The sequence below is a fragment of the Massilia sp. R2A-15 genome, from assembly GCF_030704305.1.
Taxonomy (GTDB): domain Bacteria; phylum Pseudomonadota; class Gammaproteobacteria; order Burkholderiales; family Burkholderiaceae_D; genus JAFCUW01.
In genome coordinates this window covers 468,936-484,409 of record NZ_CP131935.1, presented here as the reverse complement: position 1 = coordinate 484,409, position 15,474 = coordinate 468,936, and the positions used below count along the sequence as shown (strand labels likewise).

At 64.4% G+C, this 15,474-nt stretch carries 15 protein-coding genes; 6 read left to right on the top strand and 9 right to left on the bottom strand.

Annotated elements, in window-relative coordinates:
- Positions 1 to 55: 55 nt before the first annotated feature.
- The 7 genes from Q4S45_RS02265 to Q4S45_RS02235 form a co-directional block, all read right to left on the bottom strand.
- Entirely contained in the window at positions 56 to 3,526 is a 3,471-nt protein-coding gene (locus tag Q4S45_RS02265; RefSeq protein WP_305508750.1) for a transglycosylase domain-containing protein, read from the bottom strand.
- Between the two features lie 330 nt (positions 3,527 to 3,856).
- Complete coding sequence (locus Q4S45_RS02260; protein WP_305508749.1) at positions 3,857 to 4,693, bottom strand: EI24 domain-containing protein; 837 nt, start codon at positions 4,691 to 4,693, stop codon at positions 3,857 to 3,859.
- Positions 4,693 to 5,688 carry a sterol desaturase family protein gene (locus tag Q4S45_RS02255; RefSeq protein WP_305508747.1) on the bottom strand — a complete coding sequence of 332 codons (996 nt, stop codon included), beginning with the start codon at positions 5,686 to 5,688 and terminating at the stop codon, positions 4,693 to 4,695. Before Q4S45_RS02255 ends, Q4S45_RS02260 begins: the two co-directional genes overlap by 1 nt.
- Entirely contained in the window at positions 5,685 to 6,452 is a 768-nt protein-coding gene (locus tag Q4S45_RS02250) for a polysaccharide deacetylase family protein (protein ID WP_305508745.1), read from the bottom strand. Before Q4S45_RS02250 ends, Q4S45_RS02255 begins: the two co-directional genes overlap by 4 nt.
- The gene (locus tag Q4S45_RS02245; RefSeq protein ID WP_305508743.1) at positions 6,452 to 7,423 is read right to left on the bottom strand and encodes a YncE family protein; all 972 of its coding nucleotides are present in this window, start codon (positions 7,421 to 7,423) and stop codon (positions 6,452 to 6,454) included. The genes Q4S45_RS02250 and Q4S45_RS02245 overlap by 1 nt, the downstream gene beginning before the upstream one ends.
- A 161-nt stretch (positions 7,424 to 7,584) precedes the next feature.
- The gene (locus tag Q4S45_RS02240) at positions 7,585 to 7,761 is read right to left on the bottom strand and encodes a hypothetical protein (RefSeq protein WP_305508741.1); all 177 of its coding nucleotides are present in this window, start codon (positions 7,759 to 7,761) and stop codon (positions 7,585 to 7,587) included.
- Positions 7,758 to 8,066 (bottom strand): hypothetical protein, encoded by a 309-nt coding sequence (locus tag Q4S45_RS02235; RefSeq protein ID WP_305508740.1) that lies wholly within the window; start codon positions 8,064 to 8,066, stop codon positions 7,758 to 7,760. Before Q4S45_RS02235 ends, Q4S45_RS02240 begins: the two co-directional genes overlap by 4 nt.
- Before the next feature lie 155 nt (positions 8,067 to 8,221).
- Here Q4S45_RS02235 and Q4S45_RS02230 point away from each other — a divergent pair, with 155 nt between their 5' ends.
- Together Q4S45_RS02230 and Q4S45_RS02225 are read left to right on the top strand one after the other, a co-directional pair.
- A complete protein-coding gene (locus tag Q4S45_RS02230; protein ID WP_305508738.1) occupies positions 8,222 to 8,578 on the top strand; it encodes an FKBP-type peptidyl-prolyl cis-trans isomerase in 357 nt (118 codons plus the stop codon).
- 35 nt (positions 8,579 to 8,613) lie between these two features.
- Positions 8,614 to 8,871, top strand: coding sequence for an acyl-CoA-binding protein (locus Q4S45_RS02225; protein WP_305508736.1), 258 nt, complete (start codon positions 8,614 to 8,616; stop codon positions 8,869 to 8,871).
- 118 nt (positions 8,872 to 8,989) lie between these two features.
- Here Q4S45_RS02225 and Q4S45_RS02220 read toward each other — a convergent pair whose 3' ends face one another.
- Together Q4S45_RS02220 and Q4S45_RS02215 are read right to left on the bottom strand one after the other, a co-directional pair.
- The gene (locus Q4S45_RS02220; RefSeq protein ID WP_305508735.1) at positions 8,990 to 9,271 is read right to left on the bottom strand and encodes a polyhydroxyalkanoic acid system family protein; all 282 of its coding nucleotides are present in this window, start codon (positions 9,269 to 9,271) and stop codon (positions 8,990 to 8,992) included.
- A gap of 47 nt (positions 9,272 to 9,318) precedes the next feature.
- A complete protein-coding gene (locus tag Q4S45_RS02215) occupies positions 9,319 to 10,518 on the bottom strand; it encodes an SLC13 family permease (RefSeq protein WP_305508734.1) in 1,200 nt (399 codons plus the stop codon).
- Positions 10,519 to 10,653: 135 nt separating this feature from the next.
- Between Q4S45_RS02215 and Q4S45_RS02210 the strand changes: the two genes are divergently transcribed.
- The 4 genes from Q4S45_RS02210 to Q4S45_RS02195 all read left to right on the top strand — a co-directional run bounded on the left by Q4S45_RS02210 (position 10,654) and on the right by Q4S45_RS02195 (position 15,363).
- Positions 10,654 to 12,129 (top strand): hypothetical protein, encoded by a 1,476-nt coding sequence (locus Q4S45_RS02210; RefSeq protein ID WP_305508732.1) that lies wholly within the window; start codon positions 10,654 to 10,656, stop codon positions 12,127 to 12,129.
- A gap of 275 nt (positions 12,130 to 12,404) precedes the next feature.
- Entirely contained in the window at positions 12,405 to 12,728 is a 324-nt protein-coding gene (gene fdxA, locus Q4S45_RS02205; protein ID WP_305508730.1) for a ferredoxin FdxA, read from the top strand.
- Positions 12,729 to 12,776: 48 nt separating this feature from the next.
- The gene (locus tag Q4S45_RS02200) at positions 12,777 to 13,868 is read left to right on the top strand and encodes an NAD(P)/FAD-dependent oxidoreductase (protein ID WP_305508729.1); all 1,092 of its coding nucleotides are present in this window, start codon (positions 12,777 to 12,779) and stop codon (positions 13,866 to 13,868) included.
- A gap of 259 nt (positions 13,869 to 14,127) precedes the next feature.
- Entirely contained in the window at positions 14,128 to 15,363 is a 1,236-nt protein-coding gene (locus Q4S45_RS02195; RefSeq protein ID WP_305508728.1) for a polyhydroxyalkanoate depolymerase, read from the top strand.
- Positions 15,364 to 15,474 lie beyond the last annotated feature (111 nt).

The following is a 15,474-nucleotide window of genomic DNA, read 5'->3' as shown; positions in this document are numbered from 1 at the left end:
TTTCGGCGCCGCGTGAATAATCGGGGTCTGGTCCCGCGGACCTGACCCCATTTGCTTAAAACAGCTCTTGCGGCCGCTGCGGCGATTCTTCTTTCGGCGGCTTCGGTGGCGCCGCCTTCCTGACCGCCTTCGGCTTGTCGGCAACCGTATCCGACTTCGCCGCAACCGGCTTCTCGGCAACCGGCTCCTTCGGCTTCACGGCAGCCGCCTTCGGCTTTTCAGCCGCTTCCGGCGCCTTCTCGGCCTCGGCCACGACCGGAGCCGGCGCCGCCTTCGCCGCTTCGGCCGCCGCCTTCTGCTTGGCCGCCGCTTCCGGATCGATCATCGGCATCAGCGTCGGCGCCAGCGTCACCAGCAGCTGCACCGGCAGCGCGCTGGTGAAGTCGTAGTGCTGCGCGTCCGGCCCGTGCACATACGCCGTCATGCTGCCGAAGAAGCGCTCGCCGATGTTGAATACAAAGGTCGCCGAGCGGTTCACGAAGCGCGACTCGATCAGCCGTCCGCCCGCTCCGTACACGTCGAAGCGCTGGTCGCCGGTGCCGGTCTTGCCGCCCACCGCGATGATGTTGCCGTCGGCCGCGACGAACGCCGACTTGACGCGCTTGGCGGTACCGTCCGAGACCACGCCGCGGATTTCCTGGGCGACCGCGTGAGCCACTTCCGGCGAAATCGGCTGTTCGAACTTGTCGTTCTTGACGTGCTTGACTACCGTCTCGTACGGCGTGCCCTTGGCGAAGTGCAGCGTGTCGATCTTCTGGATCGGCTTGCGCTGGCCGTCGTTGACGATGATGCCCATCATCTCGGCCAGCGCGGCCGGACGGTCGGCCGAGGCGCCCAGCACGGTCGCATACGACGGCACCAGCGAGTCGAACGGATAGCCCATCTTCTTCCACTGCGCGTGGATCTTCTGGAACGCTTCGATTTCGATCAGGCCGGCGATGCGCTTGTCCTGCGCGTGCTTGCGGTGGGTGTTGATCAGCCACGAATACACTTGCTGGCGTTCCTTGACGCTGGCGTCGGCCACTTCCTTCCAGCCGGCGCCCTGGTGGGTGCGCAGGTAGCCGACCGCCCACAGTTCGAGTGGATGCAGCGACGACAGGTAGCCGCGGTCCTGCAGCGACATGACGGTCGGCGAGTAGGTCTCGTACATCTTGGCGATCTTCTCGGCGGGCACCTCGTTGGTGGACGGCAGGTTGGCGCTCATGAAGGCGGCAAATTCGGCCAGCGTCGCCTGCGGATACACGGTGCGGTGCACGGCGGCCAGGCGAGGCGGCGTCGGACGGAAGGAGGCGAGCAGGATCTTCTCCATCTCGGCCGGCGTCTTGCCCTTGTACTTGTTGAAGAACTTGCCGAGGAATTCGCGCCCCTCGCGGTCGGCGAAGCGCGCCAGGTATTCGGCGCGGCGCGGATCGTCCGAGTCGGCCAGCAGCGCCGCCGACGAACCGGGCAGCTGGAACATGTAGTAGCGCACCACGTCGCGCATCATGCGCACGAACACCAGGTTGGTCGAATTGCGCAGCGCCTGGCGCAAGGTCAGAATGCGCGAGTCGTCCAGCTTGCTGAAGTTGCCGAAGTGGTGCAGGCCGCCACCGGTGAAGAAGCCTTCGCCCGGACCGCCCGAGTACTTGCGTTCCATCGCTGCTTCCAGCATCGGCTTGAGGCCACGGTCGGCGCCGGCTTTCAGGCCCTGGAAGTATTCGACTCCCCACAGCGACATGCGGTCCTTCGGATCGATCACAGTCTTTTTCAGTTCGGCAGGGGACATCGGCTCGAAGCGCTTGTGCAGCTGCTCGACGATGTCCATGTAGGTCACCAGCGTGCGCAGCTTGGCGGTCGAGCCCAGGTCGAGCTTGGCGCCGTCGTTGATGTCGAGCGGCTGATCGTAGTTGTCGGTCTGGACGCGCAGGAAATTGGCGTTGGCGCCGCGCTCGATCAGCGTGAAGCTGTAGACCACGTTGGCCGGATTGCCGTTGCCGAGCATGCCCTTGCCGGTCAGGCCGGCCGCTGCCGCCGCTTCGTTGTTGGTCAGGCTGCGCAGCTTCTCGGTGACGGCTTTCTGCACTTCCGCATTGAGCGTGCTCGATACCGACAGGTCGAGGCGGTCGAGGTTATACAGGCGCGAGTCGCCCAGGAGGCCAGCCAGGTGGGTGCGCACCGCGTTCGACGCCTTGCGCGTGGTGAAGCTGTTGGCCGCAGGCGGCGCGACGCCGGTGCCCGACGACGGATGGAGCTTCTGCGCTGCCGCGAGGTCGCGCAGCTGCGGCGTGATGACGCCGGCCTGCGTGAGCACGCGCAGGTGGGTGTTGGTCAGGTCCTCGAGGTCCTGGGCGCCGGCGCCAAGGTAGTGCGCGGGACGGCGCTGGGCGATGAACAGCGACAGCGCCTGCTTGTACACGAGCGCCGCTTCCGGCGTGTCGATCGGGCGCGACAGGGCGCGATTGACTTCATTGAACTCGCGCCCGTACCACACCCACATGCCGTCGCCGATGCCGTTCACTTCGCCGTAGCCGGTCTTGGCCGACAGCGGCACCGTGTTGATGTAGTCGACCACGATCTGGCGCCGCACCTGCGTGGTGTCCTCGCCGCCCTGGTAGGCGCGCAAGGTCGCCGACACCATCTGGCGGAATTTGTCCTTCAGCGAATTGGTGCGGCCGTCCGGCGAGTGGCGATATTTTTCGATCTGGGTGGCCAGCGTGCTGCCGCCGGCCGAGCGCTTGTCGCCGCCCGAGAACACGTGGATGGTCTTGTCGAACACCGCCTTGCTGAAGCGGTCCCATTCGACCGCCGGATTGCGCTTCGGGTAGGTGGTGTCGAGCAGCTCGCGGTTCTCGATGAACAGCAGGCTTTTCACCAGCAGCGCCGGCGTCGTGTCGAAGCCGTTGTAGACCCGCTCGGGGAAGCGCGCGGTGAAGATCGGCTGGTTCTTGTAGTCGAAAATGTCGAGGCCGACGCGGGTCTTTTCGCGGTAGGTGGCGAACAGCCCCATGTCGGCCAGCTCGACCATCTTGGGCGACAGGCGCGCCTGCGCCGTCACTTCGTAATCGTGCGACTTGAGCTTGGCCAGGTAGTCCGGCATGTTGGCGTAGCCGAGCCGTTCGTCGTAGGGACTGTCGGACGGGAAGCGGATCGTGCTGCTCGGACCCGGTTCGACCTTGTAGCTGATTTTCTGGGCGATGCCGGAGAACACCTGCGCTTGCAGCGACGAGGTGCGGGTCTCCTGCACCAGCCACCAGGCGAACAGCGACAGCAACATCAACAGCAGCAGCACCAGCGCCGGCTTGATCCGGCTGCGGCGTTTCGGCGGCACGCCTTCGGGCGCGGCGCCGTCGGGCCCTTCCGGTGGGGGCTCGGGCACCAGCTGCAGGTGCGGCTGTGGATAGTGCGGACGCGAGGAATCGGCGCCCTCGCCTTCCAGTGCCGGCTCGGCGCGCGTGCGGCCCAGATTGATCGACGCCGCGCGCTCGCGCAGCCTGCGCACCGCGTTGGCGACGCTGTTCGGACGACCTGCTTCGATATTACTTTCCATGATGGCTCAACCGGTTTGAATCTTTGCGTTCCGCGTCTTCCGTTCCGACCATCGCCATCCTTGCATGGGTCGATTTCGGACAACGCAGCCGTTTCGAATTTAGCGCGAATTTCAACCAAAAACCGCCGTCGGAAATTGGCACTCGCATACGTACATTCCACCACATCAACGCACTTGGCACGTCAGACTGATCGACAAATAGTCGTGCGCCCGATTATTTTCGCAAAAAAACAACGCCCGAATCCGCACAGGCGGCCACGGGCGTTATGTAGTTCACATAAGGATGGGATCGGCGCGACAACGAGGTCGCGCGTTTGCGAATCGATACGCTTAGTTTGCCACGATTCCGGCGCCGTTTCGCGCCGATTTTTCGTCCGCGCGCAGCTCGGCCAGCGCCTGCAGGCAGTAGTACTGGAACCACAGGCCGGTGAAGATGAAGATCACCAGGTAGAGCCAGATCGAGATCATTGCCAGGAACGGGAACAGCACCACCGAGATCAGCGCGCCGCCGATCCAGACGATGCCCGGCAGCGCGCCGGCCGCGCCCGAGAGCATGCCGATCGCCAGCAACGGCCAGCGGCGCGCGTGCATGAGCGCGCGGCGCTCGTCCGCGCTCGCGTAGTCGGCCAGCGCGTCGTAGCTCATCACGCGCATGGTCAGCCAGCCCCACAGCACCACCTGCGCGACCAGCGCGGCGGGCGGGAACAGGTACAGCGGCAGCGAGCAAATCCACAGCACCAGGAACAGCAGCACCGATCCGAGCGACAGAAGGACACTGCCGGCCAGGCTGCCGCCGTGCTTTTTCTCGAGCGTGGAAAACTGGCGCGCGCCGACGTGCCGCGCAATCGCCGGCATCGCCGCCACGCCCATGAACAGCAGCGACGTCATGATCATCAGCGGCAGGAGCAGCAGCATCGACACCAGCGGCACCGCGACCGTTTTGAGCATGCCCATGCCGAACATCGACAGCAGGCTGCCACTGGCCTTGAAGCCGCCGTAATCGGCAAACAGCGACTGCACGTAGTCCACCAGCGGCTGGAAACCGAAGTACAGCAGCACCGCCCACAGCGACACCGACAGCAGGAACGGCGCGATCGACAGCAGCAGCATCCTGCCGCTGAATTGCGACGCCAGCGCGCGCCCGTAGGCGTTGAGGACGGCGCGCATCAGGCGGCGCCCTTGCGCGCGAATTCGACCATCCGCTTCAGGCCGAACCACTGCTGCTGCCAGAAGCCGCGCCCGTAGTTGCGGCCGGCGATCGTCGCGCCATCGTCACCCTTGCGTTCGAGCTGGTCGCGCACGCCGGTATGCGCGAATTCCTTGTCGAAGCGCGCGGTGCGAAAAAGCAGGTCCCACACCGGCAGCAGCACGCCGAAATTGCAGCCGCCCAGCGTGCCCTTGCCGGCCGACTCGTGCCCGACGCCGATCGCGTGGTGGGTGCGGTGGTAGCGCGGCGACACCAGCAGGCGCTCGCCGATGCGGCCGAAATGGATGCGCACGTTGGCGTGCTGCAGGCTTTGCAGCACGCGCGAGACCGACACCAGCAGCACGAACTGGCCCGGCGGCACGCCGATCGCCAGAGCGACGATGGCCATCACGATATCGCGCAGCAGGTCGTCGAGCAGGTGGTTGCGGTTGTCGCTCCACAGGTTCATGTCGCGCTGGCTGTGGTGCAGGCTGTGCAGGCCCCACCACCAGTTGAAATGATGCTGGGCGCGGTGGAACCAGTAATCGCAGAAGTCGAGCACCACCAGGTACAGCAGGAAGCTGGCCAGCGGCGGCATGGCCGGCAGCAGCGATTCGAGGTTGAACGGGTGCACGCCTTCGAGGCGCAGCAGGCCGGCGATATGGTCCATCAGCGGATCGAGCGTGAAGAAGATCGCGATCGAAAACAGGCCAAGGCGGTGCACCAGCGTGTAGATGAAGTCGTTCCAGCGCGCGCGCTTGTCGGACAGTGCGTGGACCGGGATCAGCGCTTCGAGCGGGCGCAGCACCAGGTACAGCGCGGCCAGTTCGACCAGGCCGATGAGGAACCATTCGGTGCCTTCGAACGCTTCCTCGGTAAATTCGCCGAGGCCGCTGACGAACATGAAGGGCTCGACGGCGTGTTCGAACAGCCAGCCCTGGGCGGCGCCAAACAGATCGATGAAAAACTGGATCATGGCTTTTTCGGAAAATCGGGATGCTCTCGCAGTGTAGCGAAACACATGCCTTTTTGCTGGAGGCCCGCAATCAGCGGTTCGAGGTCGGCCGGCGCCCACGGGTCCTTGCGCGACCAGATGCCCAGGTGCGCCAGGAAGATGTCGCCGTCCTTCAGGTTGGCCAGCGCACGCTTGAGCAGCACGGCGTTGGGAAACGCCTCGCTCGAGGTTTCGTCGCCCGAGAAGCCGGCCGGCGCCCAGCCGAAGTGGGTGTAGCCGCAGGCCTTGCCGGCGGCCAGCGTGCGCGGCGACACCTTGCCGCCCGGCGCGCGCCAGATCGGATCGAGGCGCCGGCCGGTCAGTTCAAGGAAGCGCTGGTCGACGCGTTTGAGTTCGGCGCAGTACTCAGCCGGGGTCCACGACAGCTTCTTGCCGGCGTTCGCGCCGAACTGCGGCCTGACTTCGATCCTGCCTTCAGGCCCGTCGCCTTTGTAATAGACATGGTCGAAGGTGTGGGTGCCGAACGCGTGGCCTTCGGCGGCGCGCGCCTTCCAGTACGGCGCCCACGACGGGTCGAGCGACCAGTCGCCGCGCGTGGTCTTCTCGTTGGCCATGAAGAAGGTGGCCTTGATGTGGTGGCGGTTCAGGGTCGCGGCGATGAACTCTGCCTGCGACTGGCTGCCGGTGTCGAAGGTCAGGTAGATCGTGCCGCGGCATGCGCCGGCGGCATCGGCTTGGGAGGCGGCCGCCAGCAGCAAGGCGGCCAGCGCGCGGCGGCGGCTCATCACATCCGTGGCGCTGAGTCGGCGAAGAACACGCCGTGCGGCGAGCGACCGACCGGGATCAGCTTGACCACCTTGCGGCTGGCGACGTCGATCACGGCGACCTTCTTAATCCAGCGCAGCGTCACCCACAAGGTCTTGCCGTCGCGGGTCAGCTCCATGCAGTCCGGGCCGCCGGGCACGTTGATGGTGCCGACGTTTTCCAGCGTGACCTGGTCGATGATGTTGATGGTGTTCGACACGCGGTTCGATACGAAGGTGTGGCGCTTGTCGCCCAGCGAGCGGAAATTGTGGGTGCCGTCGCCGGCCTTGATGCGCTTGACGGTCTTCTGGGTGCGCCAGTCGATCACCTCGACGTAATCGGCGCCCATGATCCCGACCAGCAGGTGCTTGTCGTCCGGCGTCATCGCAATCCCCGCCGGCAGCTTGCCGACCGGGATGGTCCATTTGACCACGCCGCTGGCCAGGTCGATGGCGCTGACCTGGTCGCTGCCCTGGCGCGTGATGAACACGGTGTCGCTGGCCTTGTTGAAGGCCATGTGGCTCGGCAGCTTGCCCAGCGGGATGCGGCGCGTCAGGGTCAGGTTGGCGCCGTCGTACTTATAAATGTCGACGCGGTCCAGGCGCAGCGAGGCGCTGACGAACCATTTCTGGTCGGGCGAAAAGCCGATCTGGTAGGGGTCGAACACATCCTTGATCTTGCGCTGGATCTGGCCGGTAATAGGGTCGAGGAAGATCAGTTCATTGCCGACCGAACTGGCGACGATCACCGACTTGTTGTCGGGCGTGGCCATCAGGTGGTGCGGCTCCTTGCCGACGGCAAAAGTGGACACTTCTGCAAAGGTTTCCTGGTTCAGCAGCTTGACGGTGGCGTCGCGCGAATTAAGTACGACCACCACATTGGCGTGGGCCGCGCCGGCAAGCAGGGCAAGACAAAGGAAGGACAACAACAACCTGTGAAAACTGCGGGGCATGGGAGGATATTCGCTCGTAGGGGCCAAAGTACATATTCTACGTGGAAATCCCTGGGGCGTTCTGTCTAAACGCGACAATTGAATCGAGGCGGCAACATCGGCCACGCGCAAGATGGGGTCAGGTCCGCCGAACCTGATCTCGCCGATGACGGTGAGGCCGATCAGTTCGGGCCTGGCGCCTCGGAAGGCTTATGTTTGCCGTCCGCGACGGGACGTGCATCGCGCAGTTTGCGATAGAGTTTTGCAACCAGCTTTGGCAAGAATGCCAGCACCTCAGCGGCTATCAGAAAGCTGCCAAAAAAGCCTCGCTTCGCTGCGTCCAGGTATTCGTTCCTCATTTGGTCGCCTCCAATCCCCTCATGACGATACGATACGCGCCGACCGAGATCACAGTCGCGCATAAGAGTGAGTCTCCGTAAACTAAATAAAGTTCAACCAAGGCGAAAAATTCCTTTAGTTGCGTCGAAAACGGATGCACGGCTTGCAAGGAAGCCACCCACCAAGACATACCCCACGCCAAGACAACCAACGTCAGGAAAAGGACAGTCGTTCCTACCAAATGGCAGATCAGCTCGATCAGAGACTTCACGTATTGCCGAAATTCCCTGGTGCGCGCGGCGAACAAGAGGTATTCCCAGAGCATTGAGAGTCTCCCGGAGCAGGATCATCGGATTAGCCCAAAGAGGCCATCCATAAGACGCTTAATTTTTTTCGAAGTTCGGCAGGTCTCCCATCAATTGGCGCTTTGATACGCCATGCACTACAATTCCCCAACACTCTCATTCTGGAAAGACAACCATGACCACTACCACCACTGATTCCGGCCTGCAGTACGAAGACACCACCGTCGGCAGCGGCGCCGAAGCGAAGGCCGGCCAGCACGTGACCGTGCACTACACCGGCTGGCTGCGCAATGACGACGGCACGACCGGCGCCAAGTTCGATTCGAGCAAGGACCGCAACGATCCGTTCCAGTTTTCGCTGGGCGCCGGCCAGGTCATCCGCGGCTGGGACGAAGGCGTGCAGGGCATGAAGGTCGGCGGTTCGCGCCGCCTGACGATCCCCGCCAGCCTGGGCTACGGCGCACGCGGCGCCGGCGGCGTGATTCCGCCAAACGCCACGCTGATTTTCGACGTCGACCTGCTCGCCGTCTGAGCTGTCCCCTACCCGTCCCGCCCACAGGAGTTTTTATGAGCTTGCAAGAACAGTTTGCCCAGGCCCAGGCCGATTCGAAGAACCTGCCCGAGCGTCCCGACAACATGACCTTGCTGAAGATTTATGGCTTGTTCAAGCAGGCCTCCGTGGGCGACGCGACCGGCGAACGGCCCGGCTTCACCGACATGGTCGGGCGCGCCAAGTTCGATGCCTGGGACGGCTTCAAGGGAACCTCGAAGGAAGACGCGATGCAACAGTACATCGACCTGATCGATGAACTGAAAGACGAGTAATGTGAGACGCTGGGGTCTGGTCCAAGGCCCTGGAAGGAGTCGAGCCCTGCAGGGCTCGACCGTTCCGCAGGAGCAAAGCTTCGCTTCGCTAAACCCCTGCTCCACCCCCATCTTTAAATCAAACTGCCGCAAACACCTTCTTCATGCTTTCGGCGACCTTCGCCTCGATGGTCGACGCAAACGCGCCCATCAGGAATCCCAGCTTGATCACCATCCGCGCCTGCTGCTCCTGCAAGGTCAGCGCGCCCTGCACGCCGCTGCGCTCGAAATGCAGCACGTTGCCCTGCCAGCGGCACGCGAGGTCGTAGTCGCGCGCCAATTTGTCCGCCACTTTTTGCGCCGCTTCGCGCGCCGCCACCGCGCTCAGGCCATGCGCCTGAACGATGCTGATATCCGCCATTCCGTACTGCCTTCCAATTTCGAGTAATCCGCCATGATGCCAGCAGCTTACCCAGGATGCCAGCCCAGCAGCGCCAGCATCACGAAAAATCCCGCGACATAGCCGGCGATCACATGCCAGCCGTGGCATACCCACAACTTCACCGAACGCGCCTCCGGGTACAGGTTAGACAGCGCCACCCCGGCGGAAGATCCGAACCAGATCATCGAACCGCCGAAGCCGACCGCATAGGCCAGGAAGCCCCAGTCGAAGCCGCCCTGGCCCAGCGCCAGCGCGGTCAGCGGGATATTGTCGAATACCGCCGAAACGAAGCCCAACGCGAGCGCCGACTGCCAGCTCGGCGCCGGCAGCGCCTCGACGGGCATCGACGAGGCCGCCCACACCAGCGCCAGCAGGAAGGCGGCGCCCTTGGCCGCTCCCGGCAGCACGCTCCAGTCCGGACGGCGCAGCCCGGCGGTGACGCCAATCGCGGCCCACAGCGCCAGTCCCAGGAAAGGCGCGGCCTCGCTCCAGTGGCGAAAGCGCAGGTTGAGCAAGAGGTTGGCGCCGATCGCCGCCAGCAGGATCAGCCCGACGATCGCCACCCGCGGCCAGTCGATGCGGGCGCCGGCCGGCGCATCCTTGACGATCGGACAATGCGCGTGCTGCGCCAGCGAGGCCGGCACCGCGCACACGGCCAGCGCCACCACGCCGGCAGTGTAGGCATGGAATACCTGCCCCGGGCTGACGCCGGCCAGCCACATCATCGTCGTGGTGGTGTCGCCCACCACGCTGCCGCAGCCGCCCGCGTTGGACGCCGCGACGATCGCCGCCAGGTAGCCGATGTGCACCCGGCCCCGAAAAACGGCGTGCGCGACGGTGCCGCCGATCATCGCCGCGGCAATGTTGTCGAGAAAGCTGGAGATGACGAACACCGCTGCCAGCAGCACCAGCGGGCCGGTCCAGCCGTCGGGCAGGTAATCGGGCAGCTTCGCGGGGATGCCGCTGTCCTCGAAGTGCCGCGCCAGCAGCGCGAAGCCGAGCAACAGCGCCAGCAGGTTGGCAAGGCCCACCCATTCCGCGCCGGCATGGCCCATCAAGCCGGCCAGGCCGGCCCCTTCGCGGTACGGTGCGAACACCACTTTGTAGAGCGTGATCGCGGCGGCGCCGGCGAGCGCCGTGGCAAGGGTGCTGACGCGGGCGAACGCGATCATGCCCAGCACGATGGCAAACAGGAAAAACTCGAGAGGGATGCCGGCCACGCGCATGAAAAGTTCCGGAATGTTGTCCTTATTAGCGGGGCATTCTATCCCACCGTATTGGCAATTGATGAGTATCAACGGGCGCTCTTGCACATGGCGCGACTATTTCTCCGGGAAAACTGCTTTCAGAGGAGAACGACCATGGATTCACGCGACATCCCCGGACCGAGCCTGGCCGACCCCGGTCCGGCGGCACCAGTGAGCTACGTGCCCACCCCGAGCGCCGCCTACCGCGCCCACCGCAAGGCGGCCCAGCTGCTCGACGAGCCGGGGCCGCCGCGCGGCGCCGAGCAGCCTTCCACGCCGGTGCCGTTGCCGTTCGCCTTCGGCGCGCGCGTGCTGATGTGGAAACAGGATCCCTCGGTGGCCGAAATCGGCACCCGCAAGGCCTTCCTGCCCGGGATCGTGCTCGACGGCCCGCGCGACGCCCGCATCGTTTCCGGCGACCCCGGCATCGCCCCGGTCAGCCCGAACGCGTTCGGCGACTTCATCACCGCGCCCGACACCCCGCAGTTCGATGCGGTGCACACCTTCGCCGTGGTGCGCCAGACCCTGACGATGTACCAGCGCGCCCTGTCCAAGGTGGGCGACGACATGCCGCTGCCGTGGCAATGGAACAGCAGCGTGGACACCGCGCCGCTGCAGGTCTATCCCTACGGCCTGCCCAACACCATGAACGCCTTCTACAGCCGCTCGCAGTGCTGCCTGAAGTTCGGCGACTTCGTGCCCAGCGGCCAGGCCGAGCGCGTGTTTACCTGCCGCTCGTTCGACATCGTTTCGCACGAAACCGGCCACGCGGTGCTCGACGGCCTCAAGCCGGCCTGGCTCAACGCCGACAATCCGCCCCAGACCGGCGGCCTGCACGAAGCGTTCGGCGACCTGACGGCGATCTTCCTGGCGCTGTCGCAGCTGGACCAGTGCGAGGCCATCATCGCCCAGACCAAGGCGCGCCTGCACGACAAGACCTTCCTGGCCGACATCGCCGAGCAGTTCGGCCTCGCGCTGGGCGCCTCCACCGGGCTGCGCAACGCCGACAACGACCTGACGCTGACCGACGCCGGCAGCGAGGTGCATGCGCTGTCCCAGGTATTTACCGGCGCCGTGTACGACATCCTGGCCGACCTGTTTGCGCTCGAGCGCGATCCGGCGCTGCTGGACGACGCGATGGTGCTGCACGACGTCGGCGCCTACCTGCGCGCGCTGGTGCTGCGTGCGCTGGTGGCCGCCCCCGACAGCGCGCCGACCTACGCCGACGTGGTCAACCAGATGCTGCGCCTCACCGCCGAGGACGGCAAGCCGGTCACCTACCGCAATGCGATCCGCAACCGCTTTGCCGTGCGCGAGGTGGTCGAGTCGCCCGTGCCGCCCACCGAGGATCACGACGCCCGCCTGGTGCTGGAGCCCGGCGTGCGCGACCGGCCAGGCGCGGTGCAGGACCGGCGCGCCTGCTGCGGCACGATGAACCTGGCCGAGTATTACGATGTCGCCCATGTGCTCGACGGCGAGGCGCAGGCGCTGGCGCGCTGGTGCGCCGAGCATGGGCGCACCGGGCCGGCGGCGGCGCCCGAACCGGTGGCCGACGGCTGGCCGCAAGGTGAATCGCTGCGGCGGCGCTAGCTGCGGCGCGCAAGATGGGGTCAGGTCCGCGGGACCAGACCCCTGATTTGCTGCCGCAGCTTGGTTTTTGGGGTCTGGTCCTGCGGACCTGCCCCCATTTTCGCTTCCACCCCGCCCCATTCCGGCGCACCGCCCACATATGCTTATTTATATTGTGTATGAACCCGATTTGTGGCTAAAACCGAATTGCCGTAAAATACAGTGCTCTGCCATGGTTGGCGAACCCGGTTCGCGTATCGCCACGCCGCAACACCCCATTCTCTGATAGGACTGTTATGACCCACGTTGTCACCGAATCATGCATCGCCTGCCGCTATACGGACTGCGTCGATGTGTGCCCGGTAGATTGTTTCCGGGAAGGCCCGAATTTTCTGACGATCGACCCGGACGAGTGCATCGATTGCGCCGTCTGCGTGGCCGAATGCCCGGTCAATGCGATCTACGCCGAGGAAGACGTGCCGGCCGACCAGGTCCAATTCATCAAGATCAACGTCGAGCTGGCGCGCAACTGGCCGTCGATCACCAAGACCAAGCCGGCCCTGCCCGACGCCGACCAGTGGAAAGACGTCAAGGACAAGCTCGACCAGCTGGTTCGCTGATCACGCGCGCCACCGCACCACGCCCAAACAATTACAGGAAGTAAAAGCATGACGATCCCTCACGACGCGGCCAGTGTCGCCCCTAACAGTTCCTTCGCCGGCGCCATCGACACCGATGCCGTCATCATCGGCGCAGGTCCGGTCGGCCTGTTCCAGGTGTTCGAGCTGGGCCTGCTGGAGATCAAGGCCCATGTGATCGATTCGCTGCCGGCCGTCGGCGGCCAATGCGTCGAACTGTATCCGGACAAGCCGATCTACGACATCCCGGCCGTGCCTGTCTGCACCGGCCAGGAACTGACCGACAACCTGCTCAAGCAGATCGAGCCGTTCGAGCCGACCTTCCACCTGGGCCAGGAAGTGACCGTGGTGCAGCGCCGTGAAGACGGCCGCTTCAACGTCGAAACGTCGACCGGCACCCAGTTCATCACCAAGACCATCTTCATCGCCGCCGGCGTCGGTTCGTTCCAGGCGCGCACGATCAAGGTCGACGGCATCGAAAAATTCGAAGGCACCCAGCTGCACTACCGCGTCAAGGAACCTGCCCTGTTCGAAGGCAAGAACCTGGTCATCTGCGGCGGCGGCGATTCGGCCCTCGACTGGGCCCTGAACTTCGTCGGCAAGGCCGAGTCGGTCGTGCTGCTGCACCGCCGCGAGGACTTCCGCGCCGCGCCGGCCTCGGTGGCCAAGATGAAGGCCCTGTGCGACGCCTACGAAATGCAGCTGATCATCGGCCAGGTCACCGGCTTCGACGAGAAGGCCGGCCAGCTGACCGAAGTGAAGGTCACCGGCGCCGACGGCGTCACCCGCCGCGTGCCGCTCGACATGCTGCTGGTGTTCTTCGGCCTGTCGCCGAAGCTCGGCCCGATCGCCGAGTGGGGCCTGGACATCGAGCGCCGCCAGCTCAAGGTCATGAACACCGAAAAGTTCGAGACCAACGTGCCGGGCATCTTCGCCGTCGGCGACATCAACACCTACCCGGGCAAGAAAAAGCTGATCCTGTCGGGCTTCCACGAAGCGGCGCTGGCCGCCTTCGGCGCGGCGCCGTACATCTTCCCGGACAAGAAGATCCACATGCAGTACACCACCACCTCGCCGAAGCTGCACAAGATCCTCGGCGTCGAAACCCCGGTCTTCGACTGACCATTGTTGAGTTTCATCGGAGATACGGAAATGCCCCGCTTGCGGGGCATTTTCTTTTTATGTTGGGCGCATCACAAAGCGATGTGACGATCCGTGCTCCAATCGTGACTAAAGGAATCGACGCGTCTGAACCTTGCGCTAGCTTAAGCATTTGCCATGAGGCACATCAAGTTGCAGTAAGGCGCGCCGTATAGCCTATAATTAATTGGTAGCCGGCGCAGCATCCTGCGCCCTGGCAGCAAATACGAAGGAAACTTTTATGCTTTACCAATTGCACGAGATGCAGCGTTCGCTCCTCACTCCCATGATGCAGTGGGCCGAGGCATCCTCGAAACTGTTCTCGAATCCGGTCTCGCCGTTTGCCCACACGCCGTTCTCGCAACGCATCGCGGCTGGCTACGAGCTCATGTACCGGCTCGGCAAGGATTACGAAAAGCCGGCCTTCGACATCACCGACACCACGATCGCCGGCGAAACCGTCGGCATCATGGAGCGTACCGTCGTCAACCGTCCGTTCTGCAAGCTCCTTCATTTCAAGAAAGATCTGAGCGACGCGCAAGCCGCCAGGCTCGATCAGCCAAAAGTGCTGCTGGTCGCCCCGCTGTCCGGGCACCATTCGACCTTGCTGCGCGACACCGTGCGCGGCCTGCTGCCGCAGCACGACGTCTACATCACCGACTGGACCGACGCGCGCATGGTGCCACACTCGGAAGGCCCGTTCCACCTGGACGACTACATCTTCTACGTGCAGGACTTCATCCGCCTGCTCGCGCCCGACCTGCACGTGATTTCCGTGTGCCAGCCGACCGTTCCCGTGCTGGCGGCCATTTCGCTGATGGCCACCAACAAGGATCCGAAGTTGCCCAAGACCATGACCATGATGGGTGGGCCGATCGACCCGCGCAAATCGCCCACGGCGGTCAATGACCTGGCGATCGAAAAGCCGTTTTCGTGGTTCGAAAACACCGTCATCTACGGCGTACCGGCCAATTATCCCGGTTTCGGGCGCAAGGTCTATCCGGGCTTCCTGCAGCACGCCGGCTTCATCGCGATGAATCCGGGGCGCCACGCCCAGAGCCACCGCGAGTTCTACCAGCACCTGGTGCTGGGAGACGACGAGCCGGCCGAAAGCCATCGCCAGTTCTACAACGAATACAACGCCGTGCTCGACATGCCGGCCGAGTACTACCTCGACACCATCAAGACCGTGTTCCAGGATTTCGCGCTGCCGCTCGGCACCTGGGAAGTGGGCGGCCAGCTGGTGCGCCCGCAGGACATCACCACGGTCGCGCTGTTTACGGTCGAGGGCGAGCTGGACGACATTTCCGGCGCAGGCCAGACCCAGGCGGCGCACGAGCTGTGCAGCGGCATCCCGGCCCACATGCAGCAGGACTTCGTCGCGCCGGGCGCCGGCCACTACGGCATCTTCTCCGGCCGCCGCTGGCGCGAGGTGATCTGCCCGAAGATTGGCGAGTTCATCAAGAAACACGGCTGATCCATTGCCGCAGCAGGCCCATGGGGTCAGGTCCGCCGGACCTGACCCCGGGGTTGACGCCGCAGCTTATTTCACCGTTACCCATCGCATGACATAATGGCGTTTTAAGCA